This window comes from Variovorax terrae (genome assembly GCF_022809125.1).
Lineage (GTDB): Bacteria > Pseudomonadota > Gammaproteobacteria > Burkholderiales > Burkholderiaceae_C > Variovorax_A > Variovorax_A terrae.
Genome location: NZ_JALGBI010000001.1, coordinates 2,980,212 through 3,002,465, shown reverse-complemented (window position 1 = coordinate 3,002,465; position 22,254 = coordinate 2,980,212). Strand labels below are relative to the sequence as shown.

General features: G+C 69.2%; 19 protein-coding genes. 13 read left to right on the top strand and 6 right to left on the bottom strand.

All coding sequences use genetic code 11. The annotated features are described in order from the left end of the window. Nucleotides 1–5: 5 nt before the first annotated feature. The 5 genes from MMF98_RS14160 to argH all read right to left on the bottom strand — a co-directional run bounded on the left by MMF98_RS14160 (nucleotide 6) and on the right by argH (nucleotide 6,735). Complete coding sequence (locus MMF98_RS14160) at nucleotides 6–1,400, bottom strand: phospholipase D-like domain-containing protein (protein ID WP_243306971.1); 1,395 nt, start codon at nucleotides 1,398–1,400, stop codon at nucleotides 6–8. A gap of 30 nt (nucleotides 1,401–1,430) precedes the next feature. Further along, entirely contained in the window at nucleotides 1,431–2,840 is a 1,410-nt protein-coding gene (locus MMF98_RS14155) for an ATP-binding protein (RefSeq protein ID WP_243306970.1), read from the bottom strand. Then, the gene (locus MMF98_RS14150; RefSeq protein WP_243306968.1) at nucleotides 2,837–3,508 is read right to left on the bottom strand and encodes a response regulator; all 672 of its coding nucleotides are present in this window, start codon (nucleotides 3,506–3,508) and stop codon (nucleotides 2,837–2,839) included. Before MMF98_RS14150 ends, MMF98_RS14155 begins: the two co-directional genes overlap by 4 nt. Before the next feature lie 69 nt (nucleotides 3,509–3,577). Beyond that, on the bottom strand, nucleotides 3,578–4,894 hold the full coding sequence (locus tag MMF98_RS14145) for a Glu/Leu/Phe/Val family dehydrogenase (protein WP_243306967.1): 1,317 nt from the start codon (nucleotides 4,892–4,894) through the stop codon (nucleotides 3,578–3,580). A 443-nt stretch (nucleotides 4,895–5,337) separates the two neighbouring features. After that, on the bottom strand, nucleotides 5,338–6,735 hold the full coding sequence (gene argH / locus MMF98_RS14140; protein WP_243306966.1) for an argininosuccinate lyase: 1,398 nt from the start codon (nucleotides 6,733–6,735) through the stop codon (nucleotides 5,338–5,340). An 88-nt stretch (nucleotides 6,736–6,823) separates the two neighbouring features. Between argH and MMF98_RS14135 the strand changes: the two genes are divergently transcribed. From MMF98_RS14135 to MMF98_RS14090, 10 genes are all read left to right on the top strand, one after another. Continuing rightward, nucleotides 6,824–7,876 (top strand): histidine kinase, encoded by a 1,053-nt coding sequence (locus tag MMF98_RS14135; RefSeq protein ID WP_243306965.1) that lies wholly within the window; start codon nucleotides 6,824–6,826, stop codon nucleotides 7,874–7,876. 61 nt (nucleotides 7,877–7,937) lie between these two features. Further along, nucleotides 7,938–8,681: a LytR/AlgR family response regulator transcription factor gene (locus MMF98_RS14130; protein WP_243306964.1), complete on the top strand. Its 744-nt coding sequence runs from the start codon at nucleotides 7,938–7,940 to the stop codon at nucleotides 8,679–8,681. 39 nt (nucleotides 8,682–8,720) lie between these two features. Continuing rightward, nucleotides 8,721–9,497, top strand: a complete 777-nt coding sequence (locus tag MMF98_RS14125; RefSeq protein WP_243306963.1) for a TerC family protein — start codon at nucleotides 8,721–8,723, stop codon at nucleotides 9,495–9,497. 153 nt (nucleotides 9,498–9,650) lie between these two features. Continuing rightward, entirely contained in the window at nucleotides 9,651–10,607 is a 957-nt protein-coding gene (locus tag MMF98_RS14120; protein WP_243306962.1) for a ketopantoate reductase family protein, read from the top strand. 168 nt (nucleotides 10,608–10,775) lie between these two features. Continuing rightward, nucleotides 10,776–11,579, top strand: coding sequence for a creatininase family protein (locus MMF98_RS14115; protein ID WP_243306961.1), 804 nt, complete (start codon nucleotides 10,776–10,778; stop codon nucleotides 11,577–11,579). Between the two features lie 13 nt (nucleotides 11,580–11,592). Further along, nucleotides 11,593–12,408 (top strand): ABC transporter ATP-binding protein, encoded by an 816-nt coding sequence (locus tag MMF98_RS14110; RefSeq protein ID WP_243306960.1) that lies wholly within the window; start codon nucleotides 11,593–11,595, stop codon nucleotides 12,406–12,408. Next, complete coding sequence (locus tag MMF98_RS14105) at nucleotides 12,395–13,243, top strand: ABC transporter permease (RefSeq protein ID WP_243306959.1); 849 nt, start codon at nucleotides 12,395–12,397, stop codon at nucleotides 13,241–13,243. The genes MMF98_RS14110 and MMF98_RS14105 overlap by 14 nt, the downstream gene beginning before the upstream one ends. Continuing rightward, the gene (locus tag MMF98_RS14100) at nucleotides 13,233–14,606 is read left to right on the top strand and encodes an FAD-binding oxidoreductase (RefSeq protein ID WP_243306957.1); all 1,374 of its coding nucleotides are present in this window, start codon (nucleotides 13,233–13,235) and stop codon (nucleotides 14,604–14,606) included. The genes MMF98_RS14105 and MMF98_RS14100 overlap by 11 nt, the downstream gene beginning before the upstream one ends. Nucleotides 14,607–14,718: 112 nt before the next feature. Next, complete coding sequence (locus tag MMF98_RS14095; protein WP_243306956.1) at nucleotides 14,719–15,744, top strand: ABC transporter substrate-binding protein; 1,026 nt, start codon at nucleotides 14,719–14,721, stop codon at nucleotides 15,742–15,744. Nucleotides 15,745–15,854: 110 nt separating this feature from the next. After that, on the top strand, nucleotides 15,855–16,529 hold the full coding sequence (locus MMF98_RS14090; RefSeq protein ID WP_243306955.1) for a TetR family transcriptional regulator C-terminal domain-containing protein: 675 nt from the start codon (nucleotides 15,855–15,857) through the stop codon (nucleotides 16,527–16,529). An 18-nt stretch (nucleotides 16,530–16,547) separates the two neighbouring features. Here MMF98_RS14090 and ppc read toward each other — a convergent pair whose 3' ends face one another. Further along, a complete protein-coding gene (gene ppc / locus MMF98_RS14085) occupies nucleotides 16,548–19,361 on the bottom strand; it encodes a phosphoenolpyruvate carboxylase (protein ID WP_243306954.1) in 2,814 nt (937 codons plus the stop codon). A gap of 88 nt (nucleotides 19,362–19,449) precedes the next feature. Here ppc and hemC point away from each other — a divergent pair, with 88 nt between their 5' ends. From hemC to MMF98_RS14070, 3 genes are read left to right on the top strand one after another with little or no spacing between them, the layout of a single operon-like run. After that, a complete protein-coding gene (gene hemC / locus MMF98_RS14080) occupies nucleotides 19,450–20,352 on the top strand; it encodes a hydroxymethylbilane synthase (RefSeq protein WP_243306953.1) in 903 nt (300 codons plus the stop codon). Nucleotides 20,353–20,366: 14 nt separating this feature from the next. Next, nucleotides 20,367–21,149 carry a uroporphyrinogen-III synthase gene (locus MMF98_RS14075; RefSeq protein ID WP_243306952.1) on the top strand — a complete coding sequence of 261 codons (783 nt, stop codon included), beginning with the start codon at nucleotides 20,367–20,369 and terminating at the stop codon, nucleotides 21,147–21,149. Further along, nucleotides 21,146–22,249, top strand: a complete 1,104-nt coding sequence (locus tag MMF98_RS14070; protein WP_243306951.1) for a uroporphyrinogen-III C-methyltransferase — start codon at nucleotides 21,146–21,148, stop codon at nucleotides 22,247–22,249. Before MMF98_RS14075 ends, MMF98_RS14070 begins: the two co-directional genes overlap by 4 nt. Nucleotides 22,250–22,254: the final 5 nt, after the last annotated feature.

Sequence of the window (22,254 nt, the reverse complement as noted above, 5' to 3'; positions counted from 1 at the left end):
TAGATTTAGATCTGGAAGCCGAGCCAGCGCACCAGGCCTTCGGCGATGTCGCGCCGCAGCGAGGGCCGGCGGGGTTCGTCGCAGGGCAGGTGATGGAAATGGTGGTCGATCCAGCGGGTGACGGCGGCAATGTCGTCGGGTGCGTAGAACGCCACCATCATCTCGAAGTTCAGGAACAGGCTGCGCGAGTCGAGATTGAGCGAGCCGCACAGGGCCAGGGTGTCGTCCACCACCACGGCCTTGGCATGCACCATGCCGGGGGCCAGCCGCAATTGCCCGCCGGCCGCGGCCAGGTCGCGCAGTGCCCGGGAGCGTGCAATGTCGGCGAGGCGATGGTTGGAGTGCGCCGGCACCACCAGTTCAACCTGCACGCCGCGCCGCGCGGCCAGGCACAGGGCGGTGAGCAGGCTGTCGTCCGGCACGAAATAGGGCGTGACGGCCTGCACCCGGTGGCGGGCGCGGAACAGCGCGGTGAGCAGCAGGTCGTGCACCGTGTCCTCGGCCTGGTCGGGGCCGCTGGGAACCAGCTGGGCGCGGTGCTGCGGGCCGTCTGCCGCGGCCGGGGCGGCCTCGCGCGGCGCGGCTGCGGCGGGGAGGGGGCTGCCGTCCGCAGAGTCCGGCCCCCGGCTGTGGCGCCAGTGATCGTCGAACAGGTCCTGCGCCTGCGTGGCCAGCGGGCCTTCGAGGGTGAAGCTCAGATCGACCCAGGGCGCCTGATGGCCATGGCCGTTGAAATACTCGGCGGCCAGGTTGCGCCCGCCGCTCCACAGCCGCTGGCCGTCGGCGATCGCCAGCTTGCGGTGGTTGCGCAGGTTGACGCGTCCGCGCAGCGGGTTGCGCAGCAGCGGCATGAACCAGTGCACCTGGACGCCGGCAGCGCGCAGGCGCCGCACCTGGGCCGACGGTGTGCGCCAGCTGCCCACGGCGTCGAGCAGCAGCCGCACGCGCACGCCCGCGGCGGCCCGGGCTTCGAGCAGGCGGCCCACGCGCCGGCCCAGGGCATCGTGGCCCAGCACGTAGGTGCAGATGTCCAGCTGCGTCTGCGCGCTGCCAATGAGGCTCGCGAGTTCGTCCCAGGCGGCCGGGCCGTCATCGTGAAAGCAGATCCGCTGGTTGGCCGTCGGCGGGGCCAGGCCCATGCCTTCGAGGGTGGCGATGCTGCAGCCGCGGGGACTGTCCTGCGGTGCGTTGGAGGGCGGCACGGGGCGGCGCGCCGGGCGCACGAATTTGCGCGTGCCCAGCACCAGGTACAGCGGTAGCCCCACGTAAGGCAGCAGCGTGATCGTCAGCACCCAGGCCAGGGCGGCCGAGGGGTGGCGGCGCTGCCCGCTGGTGTGGGTGCTGACCGCATAGACCAGCAGGCTGGCGAGGACGATGGCGAAATGGGCAAGGACAGGCAAAACGGTTACCGTGCTGCGTGAACTGCCATCCTAGCGCGTTGCCGTGGCGGCTGGAGCCGACAGCGCCAGGCGAACCTCCACCCGCAGGCCGCCCAGCGACGGCGAGCGCTCCAGCCGCAGGGCGGCGCCGTGCTGCTGGGCGATGGCCTGCACGATGGCCAGGCCGAGGCCGCTGCCCGTGGCGGCCGGCGCGGCGTCCGGGCTGTGGGCCCGGTAGAAGCGGTCGAAGACCCGCTCGCGCTCGGGCTCGGCGATGCCGGGGCCGCTGTCGTCCACCATCAGCCGGGCCTGGGTGCCATCGATATGCAGGCCCACATCGACGCGGCCGGGCACCGGCGTGTACTTGATGGCGTTGTCCAGCAGGTTGCGCAGCAGGACGCGCAACGCCTCCGACTGGCCCTGCACCACCACGGGGCCGGCGGGGCTGTCGTCCATCAGGCCGAGGTCGATGCCGGCGGCCTGGGCCTGCGGCAGCACGTCGGACACCGCGAGGCGCACCACCTCCTGCAGATCCACCGGCCTGTCCTGCGCGGTTTCGCCGCCGGCTTCGGCGCGGGCCAGCACGAGCAGCTGCTCGACCAGCCGGATCGCGCGGTCGATCCCCTGGTTCAGCCTCGCCACCGCGGCATCGCGCGTGCCGGCGTCGTCGGCACGGCGCAGCGCCTGGGCCTGCAGCTTGAGCGCGGTCAGCGGCGAGCGCAGCTCGTGCGCGGCGTCGGCCACGAAGTGCTTCTGCGCTTCGAACGCGGTGCGCACGCGGCCGAACAGCAGGTTGAGTTCCTGCACCAGCGGGCGCACCTCGTCGGGCAGGCCGGTATCGGGCAGCGGCGAGAGGTCTTCCGCGGCGCGCGCGGCCACCTGGCGGCGCGTGCGCTCCACCGGCGCGAACGAGCGGCTGATGACCCAGCCCACCGCGAGCATGAGCAGCGGCGCCATCAGCGCGATCGGCAGCGTGGCGCGCAGCGCCAGCGCGCGGGCGCGCGCCTGGCGCGCACTCATGTCCTGTGCGATCTGGATGGTGTGCAGCGGCGTCTGCACCGAGTAGACGCGGTAGCTGGTGCCGTTGACCGTGACGTCGGAGAAACCGAGCACCGCGCGCGGCGGCAGCCCGGAGCGCTCGGAGCGGAACAGCTGGGCGCCGTCCTGGCCCCAGATCTGGATGATGAAGTCGAGGTCGTCGATGTTGCTGTTGCCGGGCTGGGCCGGCACCAGCGGAATGCCGCCGCGCAGCGAGTAGGCCATCTGCTGCAGGTGGTAGTCGAACATGTCGTCGGCCTGCTGCAGCGCTCCCCGGTAGGCCGTGGTGCCCTGCAGCAGCGCGGCCAGCAGGATGGCCGCCAGCACGAACCACAGCAGGCGGCGGCGCAGGGAGTGCGTGGCCGGGCCGCCGGCGGCCTCGTGCCGTGCCGTGTCCGCATCGGAAGAAGGCTGGGGCGTCATGTGCGTGGCACCACATAGCCCAGGCCGCGCACGGTCTGGATCAGTTCGCTGCCGAGCTTCTTGCGCAGGCCGTGGATGTAGACCTCCACCGCATTGCTGCTGATCTCGTCTTTCCAGCTGTAGAGTTTTTCCTCGAGCTGCGCGCGCGAGAACACCACGCCGGGCCGCGCCAGCAGCGGCTCCAGCACGGCCCATTCGCGGGCCGAGAGCGAGACCAGCTCGCCGTTGACGCTGGCTTCGTGCGTGGCCGGGTTCAGGCTGACACGCTTGCCCTCGACCGCATGCTCGAACACCGGCTCGGCGCGGCCTGCGCTGCGCCGCAGCAGCGCGCGCACGCGGGCCAGCAGCTCGTCGATGTCGTAGGGTTTGAGCACGTAGTCGTCGGCGCCGGCGTCGAGCCCGGCGATGCGGTCGCCCACGGCATCGCGCGCGGTGGCCACCAGCACCGGCACCGGCTTGCGGCGCTCGCGCAGGCGGCGCAGCACGTCGAGGCCGTCGCGCTTGGGCAGGCCGAGATCGAGCAGCACCAGGTCGTAGTCCTGGCTGGCCAGCGCGGTGTCGGCCATCAGGCCGTCCTTCACCCAGTCCACGGCATAGTGCTCGGCGCGCAGCGCGTCGAGCACAGCCTCGCCGATCATGGGGTCGTCTTCGACCAGCAGCAGTCGCATCTTTTCCGTCCTTGAAGGGGCACGGCGATGATACGGCCGGCGGCTTAGGCCGGGCTTAAGCCTTCGGAATCAGGGGTACAGCCCGCGGAGCTCGCGCGTGTGCAGGATGCGCGTGCAGGCGACGATGAAGGTGGCGGTGCGCAGGCTGACCTTGTGGTCCTGCGCCACCTGCCAGATGCCCGCGAAGGCGGCCCTCATGATGCGCACCAGGCGGGCGTTGATCTCGTCTTCGTCCCAGAAGAAGCTGGAGAAATCCTGCACCCACTCGAAGTAGCTGACCGTGACGCCGCCGGCATTGGCGATCACGTCGGGCAGCACCAGGACGTTGCGCTCCTGCAGGATGTCGTCGGCCTCGGGCGTGGTCGGGCCGTTGGCGCCTTCGATCACCATGCGCGCCTTGATGCGGCCGGCATTGGTCTTGTTGATCTGGCCTTCGAGCGCGGCGGGGATGAGGATCTCGCAGTCCACCTCCCAGAACTGGTCGTTGGGCAGGGTTTCCGCCCCGGCGAAGCCCGCCACCGTGCGGTGCTCGGCCACGTGCTTGAGCAACTCGGGCACGTTGAGCCCGGCTTCGCGGTAGATGGTGCCGCCATGGTCCTGCACCGCCACCACGCGGGCGCCGGTCTCGGCGAACAGCTTGGCCGCGATGCCGCCCACGTTGCCAAAGCCCTGCACCGCCACGCGGGCCTGGGCCACGTCCAGCCCGATGTGCTTGGCGGCCTCCACGCCCACGGTGAACACGCCGCGCCCGGTGGCCTCGCGCCGGCCCAGCGAGCCGCCCAGGTCGACCGGCTTGCCGGTGACCACGCCGGTGGCGGTGGAGCCCTGGTTCATGGAGTAGGTGTCCATCATCCAGGCCATGATCTGCTCGTCGGTGTTGACGTCGGGCGCGGGGATGTCCTTGTTGGGGCCGATGATGATGCCGATCTCGCTGGTGTAGCGGCGCGTCACGCGCTCGAGTTCGGCGCGCGAGAGCCGGCGCGGGTCGACGCGGATGCCGCCCTTGGCGCCGCCGTAGGGCACGTTCACGGCGGCGTTCTTGATCGACATCCAGGCCGACAGGGCCATCACCTCGGACAGCGTCACGTCCTGGTGGAAGCGCACGCCGCCCTTGCCGGGGCCGCGCGAGGTGTTGTGCTGCACGCGGTAGCCCTCGAAGTGGGCCACGGTGCCGTCGTCCAGGTGGATCGGCACGTCCACGATCAGCGCGCGCTTGGGGCGCTTGAGCGTTTCAACCCAGCGCGCCAGGCTGCCCAGGTAGGGCGTGACGCGGTCCACCTGCTGCAGGTAGATGCCCCAGGGGCCGAGGTTGTTGGCGTCGAGGTATGAGGGCAGGGCGTTGGGGGAGGGGGCGGCCGTGGAGGCGGTGCCGGGTGCGTGTGACATGGAGACTCCTGAAGAACTGGGTGACTTGCCAGCCCGAAGGGTAGGCGCCGCCGGGCTCGATGTCCAAGGCCGGGTTGATTCAAGATTATGCAATTAATGCATAAAGTTGCTTTTTGCGCCAGCTTGGTCTTCCTGCGGCCAAGGACTTGGGCAGGACATGCAGCCCCCGCTGCAGCCCCCCTTCGGGGTGAGCCTCTGCAGTGCTCAAAACAGGCGAGCCACAGTAGAGCGGGCTTGACTCTATGGTGCGTGCCAACCCTTTGGCCTGCTTTTCCGCGCTTCGAGCCTGCAGCTCTGATCGGGCCGCATGCCCCGCCCAAGCCCTTGACCGCGAGACGGGCGTGGGGGCGCACAGGCGGTTGCGTGAAGCCTCGCCCCCGCAACGCGCCCGCTGCGCCGCAGCAGCGGGCGCCCCACCGGAGAAAACCTGCAAGAAGGGAAGCTCAGCCCAGCCGCGCCCGATGCCGTGCCACCTGCGCGCGCACCTGGGCGGGTGCGGTGCCACCCAGGACGTTGCGCGCGTCGAGCGAGCCGCGCAGGCTCAGCACGTTGTAGACGTCTTTCTCGATCTTCGGGTTGAACTGCTGCAGCACGGCGAGCGGCAGTTCGGACAGGTCCACGCCGTGCGAGATGGCTGTCTTCACCGCATGCGCCACGACCTCGTGCGCATCGCGGAAGGGCAGGCCCTTCTTCACCATGTAGTCCGCCAGGTCGGTGGCCGTGGCGTAGCCCTTGAGCGCGGCGCGCTCCATGGCTTCCGGCTTGACGGTGATGCCGCCCACCATCTCGGCAAAGATGCGCAGCGTGTCCTTCAGGGTGTCTACCGTGTCGAACAGCGGCTCCTTGTCTTCCTGGTTGTCCTTGTTGTAGGCCAGCGGCTGGCCCTTCATCAGCGTGATCAGGCCCATCAGGTGGCCGACCACGCGGCCGGTCTTGCCGCGTGCCAGCTCGGGCACGTCGGGGTTCTTCTTCTGCGGCATGATCGAGCTGCCGGTGCAGAAGCGGTCGGCGATGTCGATGAAGCCAAAGCTCTGGCTCATCCACAGCACCAGCTCCTCGCTGAAGCGGCTGATGTGCACCATGGCCAGCGAGGCGGCTGCCGTGAATTCGATCGCGAAGTCGCGGTCGCTCACGGCGTCCAGGCTGTTCTGGCAGACGCCGTCCATGCCCAGGGTGCGGGCCACGCGCTCGCGGTCCAGCGGGTAGCTGGTGCCGGCCAGCGCGGCAGCGCCCAGAGGCAGGCGGTTGACGCGGCGGCGCACGTCCAGCATGCGTTCGGCGTCGCGGCTGAACATTTCCACGTAGGCCAGCATGTGGTGGCCAAAGCTCACCGGCTGCGCCACCTGCAGGTGGGTGAAGCCGGGCAGGATCACGTCGATGTTCTTCTCGGCGATGTCCACCAGCGCCTGCTGCAGGTCGGTGAGCAGGCCGCCGATCAGGTCGATCTCGTCGCGCAGCCACAGGCGCACGTCGGTGGCGACCTGGTCGTTGCGGCTGCGTCCGGTGTGCAGGCGCTTGCCGGCGTCGCCCACGAGCTGGGTCAGGCGGGCCTCGATGTTGAGGTGCACGTCCTCCAGGTCGAGCTTCCACTCGAAGGCGCCGGACTCGATCTCCTGGGTGATCTGCGCCATGCCCTTGCCGATGGCGGCGTGGTCGTCGGCGGCGATGATGCCCTGCGCGGCCAGCATGTCGGCATGCGCCAGCGAGCCGGCGATGTCGGCCTGCCACAGCCGCTTGTCGAAGAACACGCTGGCGGTGTAGCGCTTCACCAACTCGCTCATCGGCTCGGAGAACAGGGCCGACCAGGCTTCGGATTTCTTGTCGAGTTGGTTTTTTGACATAAAAGAGGGGGCCGGCACCTGTTTGCGGGGGCGGCGTGTTGGTTCGCGTGGAGGGATCACCAATAATCGGGTGGATATCCGACTTCCGATGAAAGACTCCCAAATTTTATCGACCTTCCAGGAATTCCCGGCAGAGTCGCCGCCACCGCCCCCCCGCGTGCTGGTGTTTGACGCCTGCCACGTGGGCGTCATCCTGCGGGCCGTGCTGTTCGTGGAGGCCGTGATCGGAGTCGGCGCTATGTACGGCGCCGCCACGTTCTGGGGCTGGCTGGCCGGGCTGTCGCTGCTGACGGGGGGGGCGCTGCCGGCCACGCTGGCCTGGTTGATCGCGGCCTGCAGCCTGAAGCAGCGGCTGGCCGGCCTGCCGCGCGTCGGGCAGTATGTGGCCGGCGTCGGCCTGGGCGCGCTGGCCGGGCTGTACGGCTGCGCCCTGATGGCCCTGGTGGGGGTGGTGGAGTCGGCGCCCTGGCTGGCCAGCGCCTTCTCCGGTGCGCTGCTGTCGGCCATGCTGGTGGCGGCGCTGGTGCTGCGCGCCAAGGGCCGGGCGCCGGCCGCCACCGCGGCGCGCCTGAGCGAATTGCAGGCGCGCATCCGGCCACACTTTCTGTTCAACACCCTCAACAGCGCCATCGCGCTGGTGCGGGCCGAGCCGGCCAAGGCCGAGGCCCTGCTGGAAGATCTGAGCGACCTGTTCCGCCACGCACTGGTGGACCAGGGCGAGTCGGTCACCCTGGCCGAGGAAATCACGCTGGCCGAGCGCTACCTCGCCATCGAGCAGGTGCGCTTTGGCGAGCGGCTGCGGGTCAACTGGGTGATCGACCCCGAGGCCGGCGAGGCGCGGCTGCCGCCGCTGCTGTTGCAGCCCCTGGTGGAGAATGCGGTGAAGCACGGTGTGGAGCCCAGCGCCAGCGGGGCCGAGGTGACGGTTTCGACCCAGCGGCGCGGCGCCCTGGTCGTCGTCAAGGTGACCAATACCGTGCCGTCGGGCCAGGGGCAGCGCGGGCATGGCGTGGCCCTGGACAACGTGCGCGACCGGCTGCGGCTGCTGCATGATGTGCAGGGCCAGTTCCGGACAGCGCTGAAAGAGGGGGTGTACCAAGTGCGGATCGAAATACCCATCCATGAGGGGGAGGTGGCATGAGCTCCCGCCCGGCCGCTCCGAAGGGGGCTCGCACCGCCGTGCGGTGCACGGAGGTGATGCCATGAGCCTCAGGGTTCTGATCGTCGACGACGAAGCGCTGGCGCGCGCGCGGCTGCGCACGCTGCTGGGCGACTGCGGCGCGCCCGCGGCCCGCCTGGGCGGCGAGGCTGCCAATGCGGTCGAGGCCATCGAGCTGCTGCGCCGCGATGCCTTCGATGCGGCGCTGCTGGACATCCGCATGCCCGGTGCCGACGGCCTGGCGCTGGCGCAGACCCTGCGCACCTTGCCGCGCCCGCCGGCCGTGGTGTTCGTCACGGCCCATGCCGAGCATGCGGTGCAGGCGTTCGATCTGGAAGCGGTGGACTACCTCACCAAGCCCGTGCGGCTGGAGCGGCTGCAGGCGGCGCTACAAAAAGTAGAGCGCCAAATGACCGCGGGACAAGGACGTCGGCCCGATTTTCCTCAGGAAATGCTGATCATCCAGGATCGTGGCCGCACCGAGCGCGTGCCGCTGGGCGACGTGCTGTACCTGAAGGCCGAACTCAAGTACGTGACCGTGCGCACGGCTGGCAAGAGCTACATCCTCGACGGCTCGCTGAGCGAGCTGGAAGAGCGCCACGCCGCGCATTTCATGCGCGTGCACCGCAATGCTCTGGTGGCGCGCCGCGCCGTGCGGGTGCTGGAGAAGCATTTCGACCCCGAGGAGGGCGAAGGCTGGGCGGTGCGGCTGGCCGGCATCGACGACCTGCTCGCGGTATCGCGCCGCCAGCTCACGGCGGTGCGCGAGGCCATCGCCGCGCGCTGAACCCCGGCCGCCCACCCCATCACCCGACACGGACGCTCCATGATCGAACTGCTGACCGACCCGCAAGCCTGGATCGCCTTCGCCACGCTGACCGCGCTGGAACTGGTGCTGGGCATCGACAACATCATCTTCATCTCGATCCTGGTGGACAAGCTGCCGGCCGCGCAGCGCGGCCTGGCCCGGCGCCTGGGGCTGTTCATGGCCATGTTCATGCGCATCGGGCTGCTGCTGGCGCTGTCCTGGATCATTGGCCTGACGGCGCCGCTGTTCACGATGCCGTGGATCGGGCAGGAGATCTCGGGGCGCGACCTGGTGCTGATCGCCGGCGGCCTGTTCCTGATCTGGAAGAGCACCGGCGAGATCCACCAGGCGCTCGAGGGCGAGGAGGGGCATGCTTCCGGCGCCGTCCAGGCCACCTTCGCGGCGGTGATCGTGCAGATCATGATCGTGGACATGGTGTTCTCGCTCGACTCCATCATCACGGCCGTGGGCATGGTGGACGAACTGGCGGTGATGGTTTCCGCGGTGGTGGCCTCGGTCGGGCTGATGATGGTGTTCGCGGGCGCGATCGGCCGCTTCGTGTCGGACCACCCGACGGTCAAGATGCTGGCGCTGTCGTTCCTGGTGGTCGTCGGTGTGGTGCTGATCGCCGAGGGCTTCGACCACCACGTGCCCAAGGGCTACGTGTACTTCGCCATGGCCTTTTCGATCTGCGTGGAGATGCTCAACATCCGCATGCGCAAGAAGGCCGCCAGGCCGGTGCGCCTCAGCGAGGCCTATGTGCGCGAGTCGCCCCCGCCGCCGCCTGCGCCGTGAGGCGGCCTGGGCCGGTGCGCGCCGGGTGGCGGTCCGGCGCATGCGGCTTGCAGAAATGATGATTGACAGTCGGTCAAACCTTCAGTAAAAACCAAATCCCCTTGAGAGCCTGGCGCCGGTGCCCTGGCCCGTGCGTGGAACGGAGGTTTGAAGATGGTGGATTCAGCAGAGGCGCCGCCGCGCGTGCTCGTGGTGGGCGCGGGCGCCATCGGCGCCTTCTACGGCGGGCAACTGGCGCGTGCGGGCGCGCAGGTCTCGGTGGTGAGCCGGGCCGATTTCGAGGCCGTGCAGTCCGTGGGCTACGACATCCGCAGCCCTCTGGGCGACTTCGTTTTCCGTCCGGCACAGGTGCTGCGCAGCGCGGCCGACTGCCCCGTCCCTCCCGACTACCTGCTGCTGTGCGTGAAGACGGTGCGCGGGCTCGACCGCGCGGCGCTGATCCGCGATGCGGTCGGGCCGCACACCGTGATCGTGCTGATTGCCAACGGCATCGGCGTCGAGCAGGAACTCGCCGATGCGTTTCCGCACAACGAGCTGGTCAGTGTGCTGGCCTATGTGGCGGTCAGCCGGACCGGCCGCGGCACGGTCCAGCACCATGCGCTAGGCGCGCTGGCGATGGGCAATTTCCCCCGGGGCGTGACGGCGCGCACCGAGCGGCTGGCCGGGCTGTTCCGGGCGGCAGGGCTGAGCTGCGAAACCCAGGACGACATTGCCGCGTCGCGCTGGCACAAGTGCCTGTGGAACATCGCTTTCAATCCGATCTCGGTGCTCGGCGGCGCGCTGGACACGCGCGCCATCCTCGCGCCGCCCGAGGGTGAAGCCTTCGTGCGGCGGGTGATGCAGGAGATGTGCCGGGTGGCGGCCGCCAACGGCTACCCGATGGACGAGCAGGTCATCGAGGGCAGCATCCGCAGCACCCGCGCCATGACGCCCTACAAGACCAGCATGGCGCTGGACTACGAGAACGGGCGCGCCCTGGAGATCGATCCGATCATCGGCAACGTGGTGCGCTCCGCGCGCCGGCATGGCGTGGCCGTGCCTTCGCTCGAAGCGCTCCATGCCTTGCTGTGCATGGTGCAGGATCGGGCCGAGGCGCCTGCGCCGGGCTGAGGCCCGCCTGCCGGGCGGCCCCGGGTAATCCACTAGCAAAAACAGGCGACGGGGACTGGTCGCCGCAGAGGCTTGTCTATATATTTTTACGAATGGTCAGACCATAAGTAAATTTGCTGTGATTTTCATTCATCAGACACCTGTTCACCGGACGAAGGAGACATCGCCATGAAGCGCCAATGGGCCGAATACACCTGCCGCGAATTCGCTGCGCTCGACCGTGAGAACCTGATCGCGGTGCTGCCGGTTTCCGCCATCGAGCAGCACGGCCCGCATCTGCCGCTGTCGGTGGACACCACCATCGTCGAAGGCGTGATCGACCGTGTCATCGGGCGCCTGCCCGACGACCTGCCGGTGCTGTTCCTGCCCACGCAGCGCGTCGGCAAGAGCAACGAACATTCCCGCTACCCGGGTACGCTGACATTCTCGATCGAGACCCTGATCCGTATCTGGATGGAGATCGGCGACAGCGTGGCGGCGGCCGGCGTGCGCAAGCTCGTCATCCTGAACAGCCATGGCGGCCAGGGCATGGTGGGCGAGATCGTGGCGCGCGACCTGCGCGTGAAGCACGACATGATGGTGATCGCCACCAACACCTATTCCTTCGGCACGCCCGCAGGCATGTTCAGCGCCGCCGAGACGCAGCACGGCATCCATGCCGGCGACAAGGAAACCTCGCTGCTGTTGGCCCTGCGACCGGATCTGGTGGACATGGCGCAGGCGCAGAACTTCCGCTCCTCCGCGGAACAACTGGTGAGCGACACGCGCCATCTTTCCATCAACGCGCGGGCCAAGCTCGGCTGGCAGGTGCAGGACCTGAACCCCCATGGCGCCTGCGGCGATGCCAGCATCGCCACCGCCGAGAAGGGCGACCGCGTGATCGACCACATCGCCACGCATTTCATCGAGATGCTGCGCGACGTGCACCAGACCTCGCCGCAATGGCTGGCGCAGCAGCCGGTGTTTGCCTGAAAGGCCGCGCCCGATGACGCCCGCGCCCCACGCCGAATCCGCGGCCCGGCAGCACCCGCTGGTGCGGCTGGCCCATGTCAACAAGCGCTATTCCAACGGCACCGTCGCGCTGCGCGACATGTCGCTCGACGTCGGCGAGGGCGAGTTCGTGAGTCTGCTGGGCCCTTCGGGCTGCGGCAAGAGCACGGCGCTGCGCATGATCGCGGGCCTGCTGTCGCTGTCGTCCGGCGAGATCCGTTGGCCGGACCGCGACGGTGGCAGCGACACCGCGCGCCAGGACATCAGCTTCGTGTTCCAGGAGCCCACGCTGATGCCCTGGACCACGGTGTTCGAGAACGTCTATCTGCCGCTCAAGCTGTCAGGCGTCGACCGCGCGGCGGCCACGCCCGCCGTGAAGGATGCGCTGGCCCTGGTGGGGCTGTCGAAGTTTGCCGACGTGTACCCGCGCGAGCTGTCGGGCGGCATGAAGATGCGCGTGTCGATCGCGCGCGCCATGGTCACGCACCCCAAGCTGCTGCTGATGGACGAGCCGTTTGCCGCGCTCGACGAGATGACGCGCGCCAAGCTCAACGACGACGTGCTGCGGCTGTGGCAGGAGCGCAAGCTCACCGTCATGTTCGTCACGCACAACGTCTGGGAGTCGGTGTACCTGTCCAGCCGCATCGTGGTGATGGCGGCCCGGCCCGGCCGCGTGGTCGATGACATCCGGATCGACGCCCCCTATCCGCGGACCGAGGCGTTCCGCACCTCGCCCCTGTACACGGAGTACAGCGTGCGCGTGTCCCAGGCCCTGCGCAGCACGCTCGGAGAAAACGATGTCGACCACTGAAACCCCCGACGACCTGCCCACGCTCAACGACGCGCAGCTGCGGCGCGAGCGCAGCGAACGCCGGCAGCGCGTGATCGCGCCGCTGCTGGTGCTGGTGGCGCTGCTGGTGGCCTGGGAGCTGGTGGTGCGCGTCAACAAGATGCCGCCGTACATCCTGCCGGGCCCGATCCTGGTGCTGCAGACGCTGTGGGAGAGCTTTCCCTCTCTGCTGGGTTCGCTGGTCTTCACGGCCAAGCTCACGCTGATGGCGCTGGGGCTGGCCGTGGTGGGTGGCGTGGCCATCGGCACGCTGTTCGCGCTGTCGCGCATCGTGGAGATCAGCCTGTTCCCGTACGCGGTGGTCCTGCAGGTCACGCCCATCATCGCGATCGCGCCGCTGATCATGATCTACGTGGACAGCACCCTGGCCGCGCTGCTGATCTGCGCCTGGATCGTGGCGTTCTTCCCGATCCTGTCCAACACCGTGATCGGCCTGCGCAGCGCCGACCACAACCTGCGCGACCTCTACACGCTGTACCGCGCCACGCCCTGGCAGCGCTTTCGCTACCTGCTCGTGCCCTCGGCGCTGCCGTACTTCATGGCGGGGCTCAAGGTGGCCGGCGGCCTGGCGCTGATCGGCGCGGTGGTGGCCGAGTTCGTGGCCGGCGCGGCCGGCAAGGAGACCGGCCTGGCCTCGCGCATCCTGGAGGCGAGCTTCCGCAATGAAATTCCCCGCATGTTCGCGGCGCTGCTGCTGGTGTCGCTGTGCGGCATCGTGATCTTCCTGGCTTGCAGCTGGCTGTCGCGCAAGGTGCTGGGCCACTGGCATGAAAGCGAGCTCAAGCGTGAACACTGACGACACCCAGGCGGCTGGAACCGCCGTCCACCCGCAGGCGCTGGCGGCTTTCCAACGCGACATCGAGGGCATCGCCTGCCTGACCGACGCCAAGGACCTGCGCCTCAAGGCCCGCGACTTCTACTGGTACAGCCCGGTGCTTGACGAGCAGCTGAAGGACTGCCGCGCCGAGATCGTGGTGCAGCCCGACAGCGAGGCGCAGGTGCTGCGTGTGGCCGCGGCGGCCGCGCGCCACCGCCTGCCGCTGACGGTGCGCGGCGGCGGCACGGGCAACTACGGCCAGGCCGTGCCGCTGCAGGGCGGCATCGTGCTGGACATGACACGCATGAACCGTGTGCTGGAGGTGGCGCCGGGGCAGGTGCGCGCCCAGGCTGGTGCGCGCGTGGAAGCGGTACTGGACGCCGCGCGCGAGACCGGCCAGCAGCTCATGATCTACCCGTCGACGATGCGCATCGCCACGGTGGGCGGCTTCATCGCGGGCGGCTCGGCCGGCATCGGCTCGGTGCGCCACGGCATCCTCAAGGAGTCGGGCACGATCCGGTCCATCCGGGTGGCCACGATCGAGGCGTCGCCGCGCATGCTGACCCTGTCGGGCGCCGACATCGAGAAGGTGCACCACGCCTGGGGCACCAACGGCATCATCACGGAGCTGGAGCTGGGCCTGGTGCCGGCCGAGCCATGGCTGCACTGCATCGCGCTGTTCCCGCGCTATGGCGACGTGGTGCGCTTCGGCGCGGCCGTGCTGGCTTCCGAGATCGACGTGTTCCTGCTCAGCGGCGTGGACAGGCGCTTCGCGCCGTACTACAGCGAACTGTCTGCGCACTTCGACGGTTCGGCCGATGCGATGTTCGCGCTGGTGAACCCGCGCGACGAGCAGAAGTTCTTCGAGCTGGCTGCATCGCTGGGTGGGCGGCGCGGGCTGTGCAAGACCGAGGCGGAGATGGCCGCCGCCGGGCTGCCGCCGGTGCACGAATGCGCCTACAACCACACCACGCTGCAGGCGCTCAAGACCGACCGCGGCTGGACCTACCTGCAGATGGTGGTGCCGGCGCCGTTCGACGCCGGCCTGATCGAGGCCCAGATGGAGCGCTATGGCGACGAGATGCTGATGCACCACGAGTTCTCGCGCTTCGCGGGCGCGCCGCGGCTGTCGGGCCTGCCGCTGGTGCGCTACCTCGATGCTGAGCGGCTGGACGAGATCATGGGCGAGCTGGAGCGCGACGGCTGCACCGTCATGAATCCGCATGTCTACATCCTGGAGAAAAGCGGCCGCAAGGAAATGAGCGCCGACCAGGTGGCGTTCAAGCGCCAGGTCGATCCCCTGGGCCTGATGAACCCGGGCAAGACGCTGGCCACCGTGTGATGCGCCTGGAGGGGCGCCGTTTCATCTCGTTCGCACTGGCAACAATCGTGCGAACGGGCCCTAGACGACAGATGCCGGTGCGGCACTGCGTTACCAACCCAAGGAGACATCGATGATCTGGAGACATCTGAGGAACACGGGGCTGGGCTGCCTGGCCGCCGCAGCGCTGCTGGCCGGCGGCATGGCGCAGGCCCAGCAGAAGGTGGTGTTTGCCACCAACTGGAAGGCGCAGGGCAGCCATGGCGGCTTCTACCAGGCGGTGGCCGACGGCACCTACAAGCGCTATGGCCTCGACGTGGAAATCATGCAGGGCGGCCCCCAGGCCAACCCGCGGCCGCTGATGCTGACGGGCAAGATCGACCTGATGATCCCGATCGGCACCATCGGCATGATGGATGCCAACAAGAGCAAGCAGCCGACCATCCTGGTGGGCGCCTTCATGCAGAAGGACCCGACGGCGCTGATGGCGCATGCCGGCGAGTACAAGAACTTTGCTGACCTGCGCAACGCCAAGACCATGTACGTGGCCAAGGCCAGCCAGTTCAGCTTCTGGCAATGGATGAAGGCGCGCCACGGCTTCTCGGACGAGCAGTACCGGCCCTACAACTACGCGATGGCGCCGTTCCTGGCCGACAAGAAATCGGTGCAGCAGGCCTACGCCACCGCCGAGCCGCTGTATCTGGCCAAGGACGGCGTGAAGACCGACGTGTTCCTGCTGGCCGACAACGGCTGGGAGGCCTACGCCAACCTGATCGAGGCCCGCCGCGACATGGTGGAGAAGAACCCCGAGCTGATCCAGAAGTTCATCGACGCCTCGGCCATCGGCTGGTACAACTACCTCTACGGCGACCGAAAGGGCGCCTACGCGCTGATCCGGCGCGACAACCCCGAGATGACCGACGACAAGCTCGACCAGGAAGTCGCCAAACTGCAGGAGCTGGGCATGATCGACGCCGGCGATGCGCTGACCAAGGGCATCGGCGCGCTGAACCTCGTGCGGCTCAACCGCTATGTCGATGACATGGTGAAAGCTGGCGTGTTCAAGCCCGGCGACGTGGACATGAAGACGCTGGCCACGGACCGCTTCGTGAACAAGGGCGTGGGCCTGGACGTGCGCGCCAGGCTGGTAAAGAAGTAAGGCCGCGAACCGGCGCAGGCGTGTAAAGTGGCGCGCAGCCGCGTCGGCCGCCCAGGCGGGCGCGGACGCCGGGTTTCAGTGCAAGCAGCATACGGAGGGTGAGGGTAGCCATGTCAGACCAGAGAGCCAGTGCATTGGCGAAGAAGCGCGCGGAGATGATGGATGTCATCTACGTCGCGGCGCTGGCCGAGTTCTCCCAGCACGGGCTGAAGGGCACGTCCACCCAGGCCATTGCCGAGCGCGCGGGCATGTCCAAGCAGCAGCTGCACTACTACATCGAGAGCAAGGAAGTGCTCTACGAATCCATCCTGCGCAAGACCCTGCGCCACTGGGGCCACATCGGGCTGGCCGAGGAGGACGAAGGGGTGGATCCGGGCGACGCCATCACGCGCCTGATCCGGCGCAAGCTGGACTTCACCTTCGACTATCCCCAGATCTCGCGCCTGTTCAGCAACGAGGTGATGCGCGGCGGGCCGGTGATCCGCCAGATCTGGCAGGAGGGCACGCCGCTGGTGGACAGCGCGGTGAAGGTCATCGAAAACTGGGTTCACAAGGGCCGGATCGACCCGATCGACCCGTTCTTCTTTCTGTTCCACATCTGGGCGCTGACCCAGCACTATGCCGACTACGAGGTGCAGGTGCGTTACTTCACGCGCTGCCCCGATGACGCGCCCATCGATCGCGAGAAGGTGCGCCTGGAAGTGACCCGGCTGGTGCTGCGCGGCGTGGGCCTGCGGTTCGACCCCGAACGCTACCGCCGCGTGGCCGCCGCCGCGCCGGCCTGAATCCGGCGGTGCCCGGCCTCAGCCGGTGTTGCGCAAGCCCGCCGCGATGCCGTTGATGGAGATGTGGATCCCGGTCTGCACGCGCTCGTCGCCTTGTCCGCCGCGATAGCGGCGCACCAGCTCCACCTGCAGATGGTGCAGCGGGTCGATGTAGGGAAAGCGGTGGCGGATGGAGCGGGCCAGCGCGCTGTTGTGGGCCAGGCGCTGCTTGTCGCCGGTGATCAGCGTCAGCGCATCGGCCGTGCGGTGCCACTCGGCCTCGATGGCCGTGAAGACCTTCTTGCGCAGGCGCGCATCGCCCACCAGCTCGGCATAGCGCGAGGCCAGCGCGAGGTCGCTCTTGGCCAGCACCATGTCCATGTTGCTCAGCAGCGTGCGGAAGAACGGCCACTGGCGGTACATTTTTTGTAGCAGGGAAAGACCGTCCTTCCTGGACTGCGGGCCGTTCTGGTTCAAAAAAGCGTCCACTGCCGAGCCAAAGCCGTACCAGCCGGGCAGCGTGAGGCGGCACTGGCCCCAGCTGAAGCCCCAGGGGATGGCGCGCAGGTCCTCGATCTTCTGCGTGGCCTTGCGCGAGGCCGGGCGCGAGCCGATGTTGAGTTCGGCGATCTCGCGGATCGGCGTGGAGCCGAAGAAATAGTCGCTGAAGCCCGGCGTCTCGTACACCAGGGCGCGGTAGGCCGCCATGCTGGCCTGCGAGAGCTGGGCCGCCGCTTCCAGGAAGGCCTTGGTGGCGGGCTTGGTCGGCTGCAGCAGCGTGGCCTCCAGCGTGGCGGCCACCAGCGTCTCCAGGTTGCGCCGGCCGATCTCGGGGTTGGCGTACTTGGAGCCGATCACCTCGCCCTGCTCGGTCAGGCGGATCTGGCCGCGCACCGTGCCGGGCGGTTGCGCCAGGATGGCCTGGTAGCTTGGGCCGCCGCCGCGGCCCACGGTGCCGCCGCGGCCGTGGAACATGCGCAGCTGGATGTTGTGCGAATTGGCGAGCTCGTCGAACAGCTCCACCAGCGCGATCTCGGCGCGGTACAGCTCCCAGTTGCTGGTGAAGATGCCGCCGTCCTTGTTGCTGTCGCTGTAGCCGAGCATGATGTCCTGCTCGGCGCCGCTGCGCTGCACCAGCCGCGCCACGCCGGGCAGGGCGTAGAAGCCGCGCATGATGGGCGCGGCGTTGCGCAGGTCCTCGATGGTCTCGAACAGCGGCACCACGATCAGGTCATGGGTGGCCTCGGGCGCATCCAATGTGCCGTGCATCAGGCCCACCTCTTTTTGCAGCAGCAGCACCTCGAGCAGATCGCTCACGGTCTCGGTGTGGCTGATGATGTAGTGGCGGATGGCCTGCGCGCCAAAGCGCTCGCGCAGCCGCTTCGCGGTCTCGAAGATCGCGATCTCGCCCTGCGCCAGCGCCGAATAGGTGGCGCCCACCACGCGCAGCGGCCGGGCATCGTTGAGCAGCTTGACCAGCAGCGCCTGCCGGGCAGCTTCCTGCAGCTGGCCGTAGTTGGGCTCGATGCGGGCCGCGGCCAGCAGCTCGGCCACCACGACCTCGTGCTGGTCGGAGCTCTGGCGCAGGTCCACCGTGGCCAGGTGGAAGCCGAACACTTCCACCGCGCGCAGCAGCGGGTGCAGGCGTTGCGCGACGATGGCGGCGCCATGGTGCGCCAGCAGCGAGTCCTCGATGGTGCGCAGATCGGCCTGGAACTCGCCGGCCGAGGCGTAGGGGTTCTGCGGCGCCACGGCGTGGCGCGCGGCGTCGCCGCCGGTCAGGTTCTTGAGCGTGGCGGCCAGGCGCGCGTAGACGCCGGTGAGCGCGCGCCGGTAGGGCTCGTCCTGGCGGTGCTCGCTGGTGTCGGGCGAGCGCAGTGCCAAGGCCTGCATCTCGGGCGTGACGCCCACCAGCCGGGCCGACAGCGAGAGCTCGCCGCCCAGGTAGTGCACCTCGGTCAGGTAGTAGCGCAGCGCCACGTCGGCCTGGCGGCCGAGCGCGTACTCGAGCGTCTGTGCGCTCACGTTGGGGTTGCCGTCGCGGTCGCCGCCGATCCACTGGCCCATGCGCAGGAAGCTGTGCACCGGATGGTGGCCCAGCTCGCGCTCCAGGTCGGCATAGAGCTTGGGGATCTCGCGCAGGAAGGTGGCCTCGTAGTAGCTCAGCGCGTTCTCGATCTCGTCGGCCACGGTGAGCTTGGAAAAGCGCAGCAGCCGGGTTTGCCACAGCTGCATCACGCGGGCGCGGATCTGCGCCTCGTTGGCGGCCAGCTCGCGCGGCGCCAGCGCGTCCTTGGGCAGCGCATGGGCCTTGATCTCGTCGCGCGCCGTCAGCAGCTGGGCGATGTCGCGCTCGGCGTCGAGGATGCTCTTGCGCTGCACCTCGGTCGGGTGCGCGGTGAGCACTGGCGATACGTAGCTCTGCTCCAGCGTGCGCGCGATCGTCTTGGGCGTGATGCCGGCCCAGCGCAGGCGCGACAGCGCCACCTCGATGCTGCCTTCCTGGGTGTCGCCCGCGCGCTCGTGGATGGCGCGGCGGCGGATGTGGTGCCGGTCCTCGGCCAGGTTGGCCAGGTGGCTGAAGTAGGTGAAGGCGCGGATCACGCTCACCGTCTGGTCACCCGACAGGCCCTTGAGCAGTTTCTTGAGCGCGCGGTCGGCCTCCTGGTCGGCATCGCGGCGGAACGCGACGGAGAGCTTGCGGATCTGCTCCACCAGCTCGTAGGCGTCCACGCCTTCCTGCTCGCGGATCACGTCGCCCAGGATGCGGCCGAGCAGGCGGATGTCCTCGACCAGGGGGCGTTCGTTGTCCTTGGCGCGTCGCGACGGCGTGCTGGTGCTGGGCTTTTCCACGGTATGGGCTTCCTCGGGCTGCTTAATTTTTCGGCAGCCCGCATGCTAGCATCGACTTTTCCCCAAGGTTTACAAACAGGTTACGAGTTTGAGCAAGTTGACCATCGCCACCCGCGAAAGCCGCCTCGCCTTGTGGCAGGCCGAACATGTCAAGACGCTGCTGGAGCAGCGCGGCCACAGCGTCTCGCTGCTGGGCATGACGACCCGCGGCGACCAGATCCTGGACCGCTCGCTGAGCAAGGTCGGCGGCAAGGGCCTGTTCGTCAAGGAACTCGAAGTGGCATTGGAAGAGGGCCGGGCCGACATCGCCGTGCACTCGCTCAAGGACGTGCCGATGGACCTGCCCGAAGGTTTCAGCCTGGCCTGCGTGATGGAGCGCGAGGACCCGCGCGATGCCTTCGTCTCCAACCGCTACGCCGCGCTGGCCCAGCTGCCGGCCGGCGCGGTGGTGGGCACCTCGAGCCTGCGCCGCGTGGTGCTGCTGCGCGCGCTGCGCCCGGACCTGAAGATCGAGCCGCTGCGCGGCAACCTCGACACCCGGCTGCGCAAGCTCGACGAAGGGCAGTACGACGCCATCGTGCTGGCGGCGGCCGGGCTCAAGCGCCTGGGCCTGGAGCCGCGCATCCGCAATGCCTTCGAGCCCGACCAGATGCTGCCCGCCGCGGGGCAAGGCGCCCTGGGCATCGAGGTGCGGGCGGACCGCCGCGACCTGCTCGACGCGTTGGCGCCGCTGGCGCACCAGTCCACCTGGCTGGCCGTGGCCGCCGAGCGCGCGGTCAGCCGCGCCATGGGCGGCAGCTGCTCGATGCCGCTGGCGGCTTTCGCCACCTTCGGCGGCGAATACCTGCAACTGCAGGCCGCGTGGGGCGACCCCGAAGGCGGCGGCGCCCTGGTGCGGGTGCGCTCCGCCGCTGCCGTGGCCGATCTGGCCGCCGCTGCCGCGCTGGGCGAGGACGTGGCCGCCCGGCTGCGGGCCGGCGGCGCGCGCTGAGCGGGCCCGGGCCCATGCGTGTCGTCGTCACCCGCCCCGAGCGCGAGGCGCAGCAGTGGGTGCATGAGCTGGCCGCGCGCGGCCTTGATGCGCTGGCGCTGCCGCTGATCGCCATCGCCCCGGTGGCCGATCTGCAGCCGTTGCAGGCGGCTTGGCGGCAGCTTGGCGGCTATGCGGCCGTCATGTTCGTCAGCGGCAATGCCGTGACCCACTTTTTTGCATCAAAACCACCGGATGTCCTCGTCCCCTGGTCATCTTCTGCTATCAAAACAAGAGCGTGGGCGCCCGGCCCCGGCACCGCGCAGGCCTTGCGCGAAGCGGGCGTGGCCGAAGCCCTGATCGATCAGCCCGGGTCCGGCGCCGGCCAGTTCGACTCCGAGGCACTGTGGCAGGCCGTCGGCCCGCGCGTGCGGCCGGGCGACCCGGTGCTGATCGTGCGCGGCAGCGATGGCAGCGGCCGCAGCGTGGGCCGTGACTGGCTGGCCAGCCAACTGGCGGCCGCGGGCGCCACGGCCGACTTCGTGGCCGCCTACGAACGCCGCGCGCCGCGGTTCGATGCCGCGCTGCAGGCCGCCGCGCGCGAGGCGGCGGGCGACGGCTCGGTCTGGCTGTTCAGCAGCTCCGAGGCGATCGGCCATCTCCGGCAGGGGCTGCCCGCGCAATCCTGGGAGCGCGTGCGTGCGCTGGCCACCCATCCGCGTATCGCGCAGGCCGCGCGCGATGCGGGCTTCGGTGTTGTTTGCGAGTCACGTCCGACGCTGGACGAGGTGGTGGCCTCGATAGAATCGATGCAATGAGTTCCGAGCCTGTCACCGAGTCAGTCATCGAGCCTGCCGCCCAGGCGCAGGCGGCTCCCGCTTCGGTCTCTGCCGGCCCGCCCGCAGGTTTCGTGGCGGTGCCGCGCCTGCTGGCCTATGCCGTCGTGGTGCTCGCAGCCCTGGCCCTGCTGGTCGGCGGCCTGCTGTGGCAGAAACTGGGCCACATCCAGGAAGAGCTGGCGCGCCGCAGCGCCGACTCGGGCGCCCAGGCTGTGGAGGCCCGCACCCTGGCCCGGCAGGCGCAGGACCTGGCGCGCGACACCGCGGCTCGCCAGGCCGTGACCGACACGCGCCTGAGCGAGGTCAGCCTGCAGCGCACCCAGCTCGAAGACCTGATGCAAAGCCTGTCACGCTCGCGCGACGAAAACCTGGTGGTCGACATCGAGTCGAGCCTGCGCCTGGCCCAGCAGCAGGCCCAGCTCACCGGCAGCGTGGAGCCGCTGCTGGCCGCGCTCAAGACGGCCGACCAGCGCGTGGCGCGCGCCGCCCAGCCGCGCCTGACGCCGGTGCAGCGCGCCCTGGCGCGCGACATCGACCGAATCAAGGCCGCCAGCGTGACCGATACGCCGGGCCTGCTGGTCAAGCTCGACGAACTGGTGCGGCAGGTGGACGAGCTGCCTCTGCTCAACGCTGTGGCTTCGGCCCGGGCGGTGAGCTCCCAGCGCCCGGCCAGCGCGCCCGCAGACGCCAAGCCGCCGCCAGCCACCTTGCTGGCCGAATGGTGGCGGCGTGCCCTGGCCCTGGTGCACGAGGAGGCCCGTGGCCTGGTGCGCGTGAGCCGCATCGAGCAACCCGAAGCGGTGCTGCTGTCGCCCGAACAATCCTTCTTCCTGCGCGAGAACCTCAAGCTCAAGCTGCTCAATGCGCGGCTCGGCCTGCTGGCGCGGCAGCTGGAGTCGTCGCGCGCCGACCTGGCAGCGGCCGCTGCGGCGCTCAACAAGTACTTCGACCCTGCTTCGCGCAAGACCCAGGCTGCCGCCAGCCTGCTGCAGCAAGTGCAGGGCCAGATGAAATCGGTGGAACTGCCGCGCGTGGACGACACCCTGGCGGCATTGGCCACGGCCGCGGCGGGGCGCTGAAGGCA

Excerpts from the sequence above, each read along its gene's own strand:
- MMF98_RS14155 (WP_243306970.1), bottom strand. The coding sequence starts at position 2,840 with ATGACGCCCCAGCCTTCTTCCGATGCGGACACGGCACGGCACGAGGCC.
- MMF98_RS14150 (WP_243306968.1), bottom strand. The coding sequence starts at position 3,508 with ATGCGACTGCTGCTGGTCGAAGACGACCCCATGATCGGCGAGGCTGTG.
- MMF98_RS14145 (WP_243306967.1), bottom strand. The coding sequence starts at position 4,894 with ATGTCACACGCACCCGGCACCGCCTCCACGGCCGCCCCCTCCCCCAAC.
- argH (WP_243306966.1), bottom strand. The coding sequence starts at position 6,735 with ATGTCAAAAAACCAACTCGACAAGAAATCCGAAGCCTGGTCGGCCCTG.
- MMF98_RS14135 (WP_243306965.1), top strand. The coding sequence starts at position 6,824 with ATGAAAGACTCCCAAATTTTATCGACCTTCCAGGAATTCCCGGCAGAG.
- MMF98_RS14130 (WP_243306964.1), top strand. The coding sequence starts at position 7,938 with ATGAGCCTCAGGGTTCTGATCGTCGACGACGAAGCGCTGGCGCGCGCG.
- MMF98_RS14125 (WP_243306963.1), top strand. The coding sequence starts at position 8,721 with ATGATCGAACTGCTGACCGACCCGCAAGCCTGGATCGCCTTCGCCACG.
- MMF98_RS14120 (WP_243306962.1), top strand. The coding sequence starts at position 9,651 with ATGGTGGATTCAGCAGAGGCGCCGCCGCGCGTGCTCGTGGTGGGCGCG.
- MMF98_RS14115 (WP_243306961.1), top strand. The coding sequence starts at position 10,776 with ATGAAGCGCCAATGGGCCGAATACACCTGCCGCGAATTCGCTGCGCTC.
- MMF98_RS14110 (WP_243306960.1), top strand. The coding sequence starts at position 11,593 with ATGACGCCCGCGCCCCACGCCGAATCCGCGGCCCGGCAGCACCCGCTG.
- MMF98_RS14105 (WP_243306959.1), top strand. The coding sequence starts at position 12,395 with ATGTCGACCACTGAAACCCCCGACGACCTGCCCACGCTCAACGACGCG.
- MMF98_RS14095 (WP_243306956.1), top strand. The coding sequence starts at position 14,719 with ATGATCTGGAGACATCTGAGGAACACGGGGCTGGGCTGCCTGGCCGCC.
- MMF98_RS14090 (WP_243306955.1), top strand. The coding sequence starts at position 15,855 with ATGTCAGACCAGAGAGCCAGTGCATTGGCGAAGAAGCGCGCGGAGATG.
- MMF98_RS14075 (WP_243306952.1), top strand. The coding sequence starts at position 20,367 with ATGCGTGTCGTCGTCACCCGCCCCGAGCGCGAGGCGCAGCAGTGGGTG.
- MMF98_RS14070 (WP_243306951.1), top strand. The coding sequence starts at position 21,146 with ATGAGTTCCGAGCCTGTCACCGAGTCAGTCATCGAGCCTGCCGCCCAG.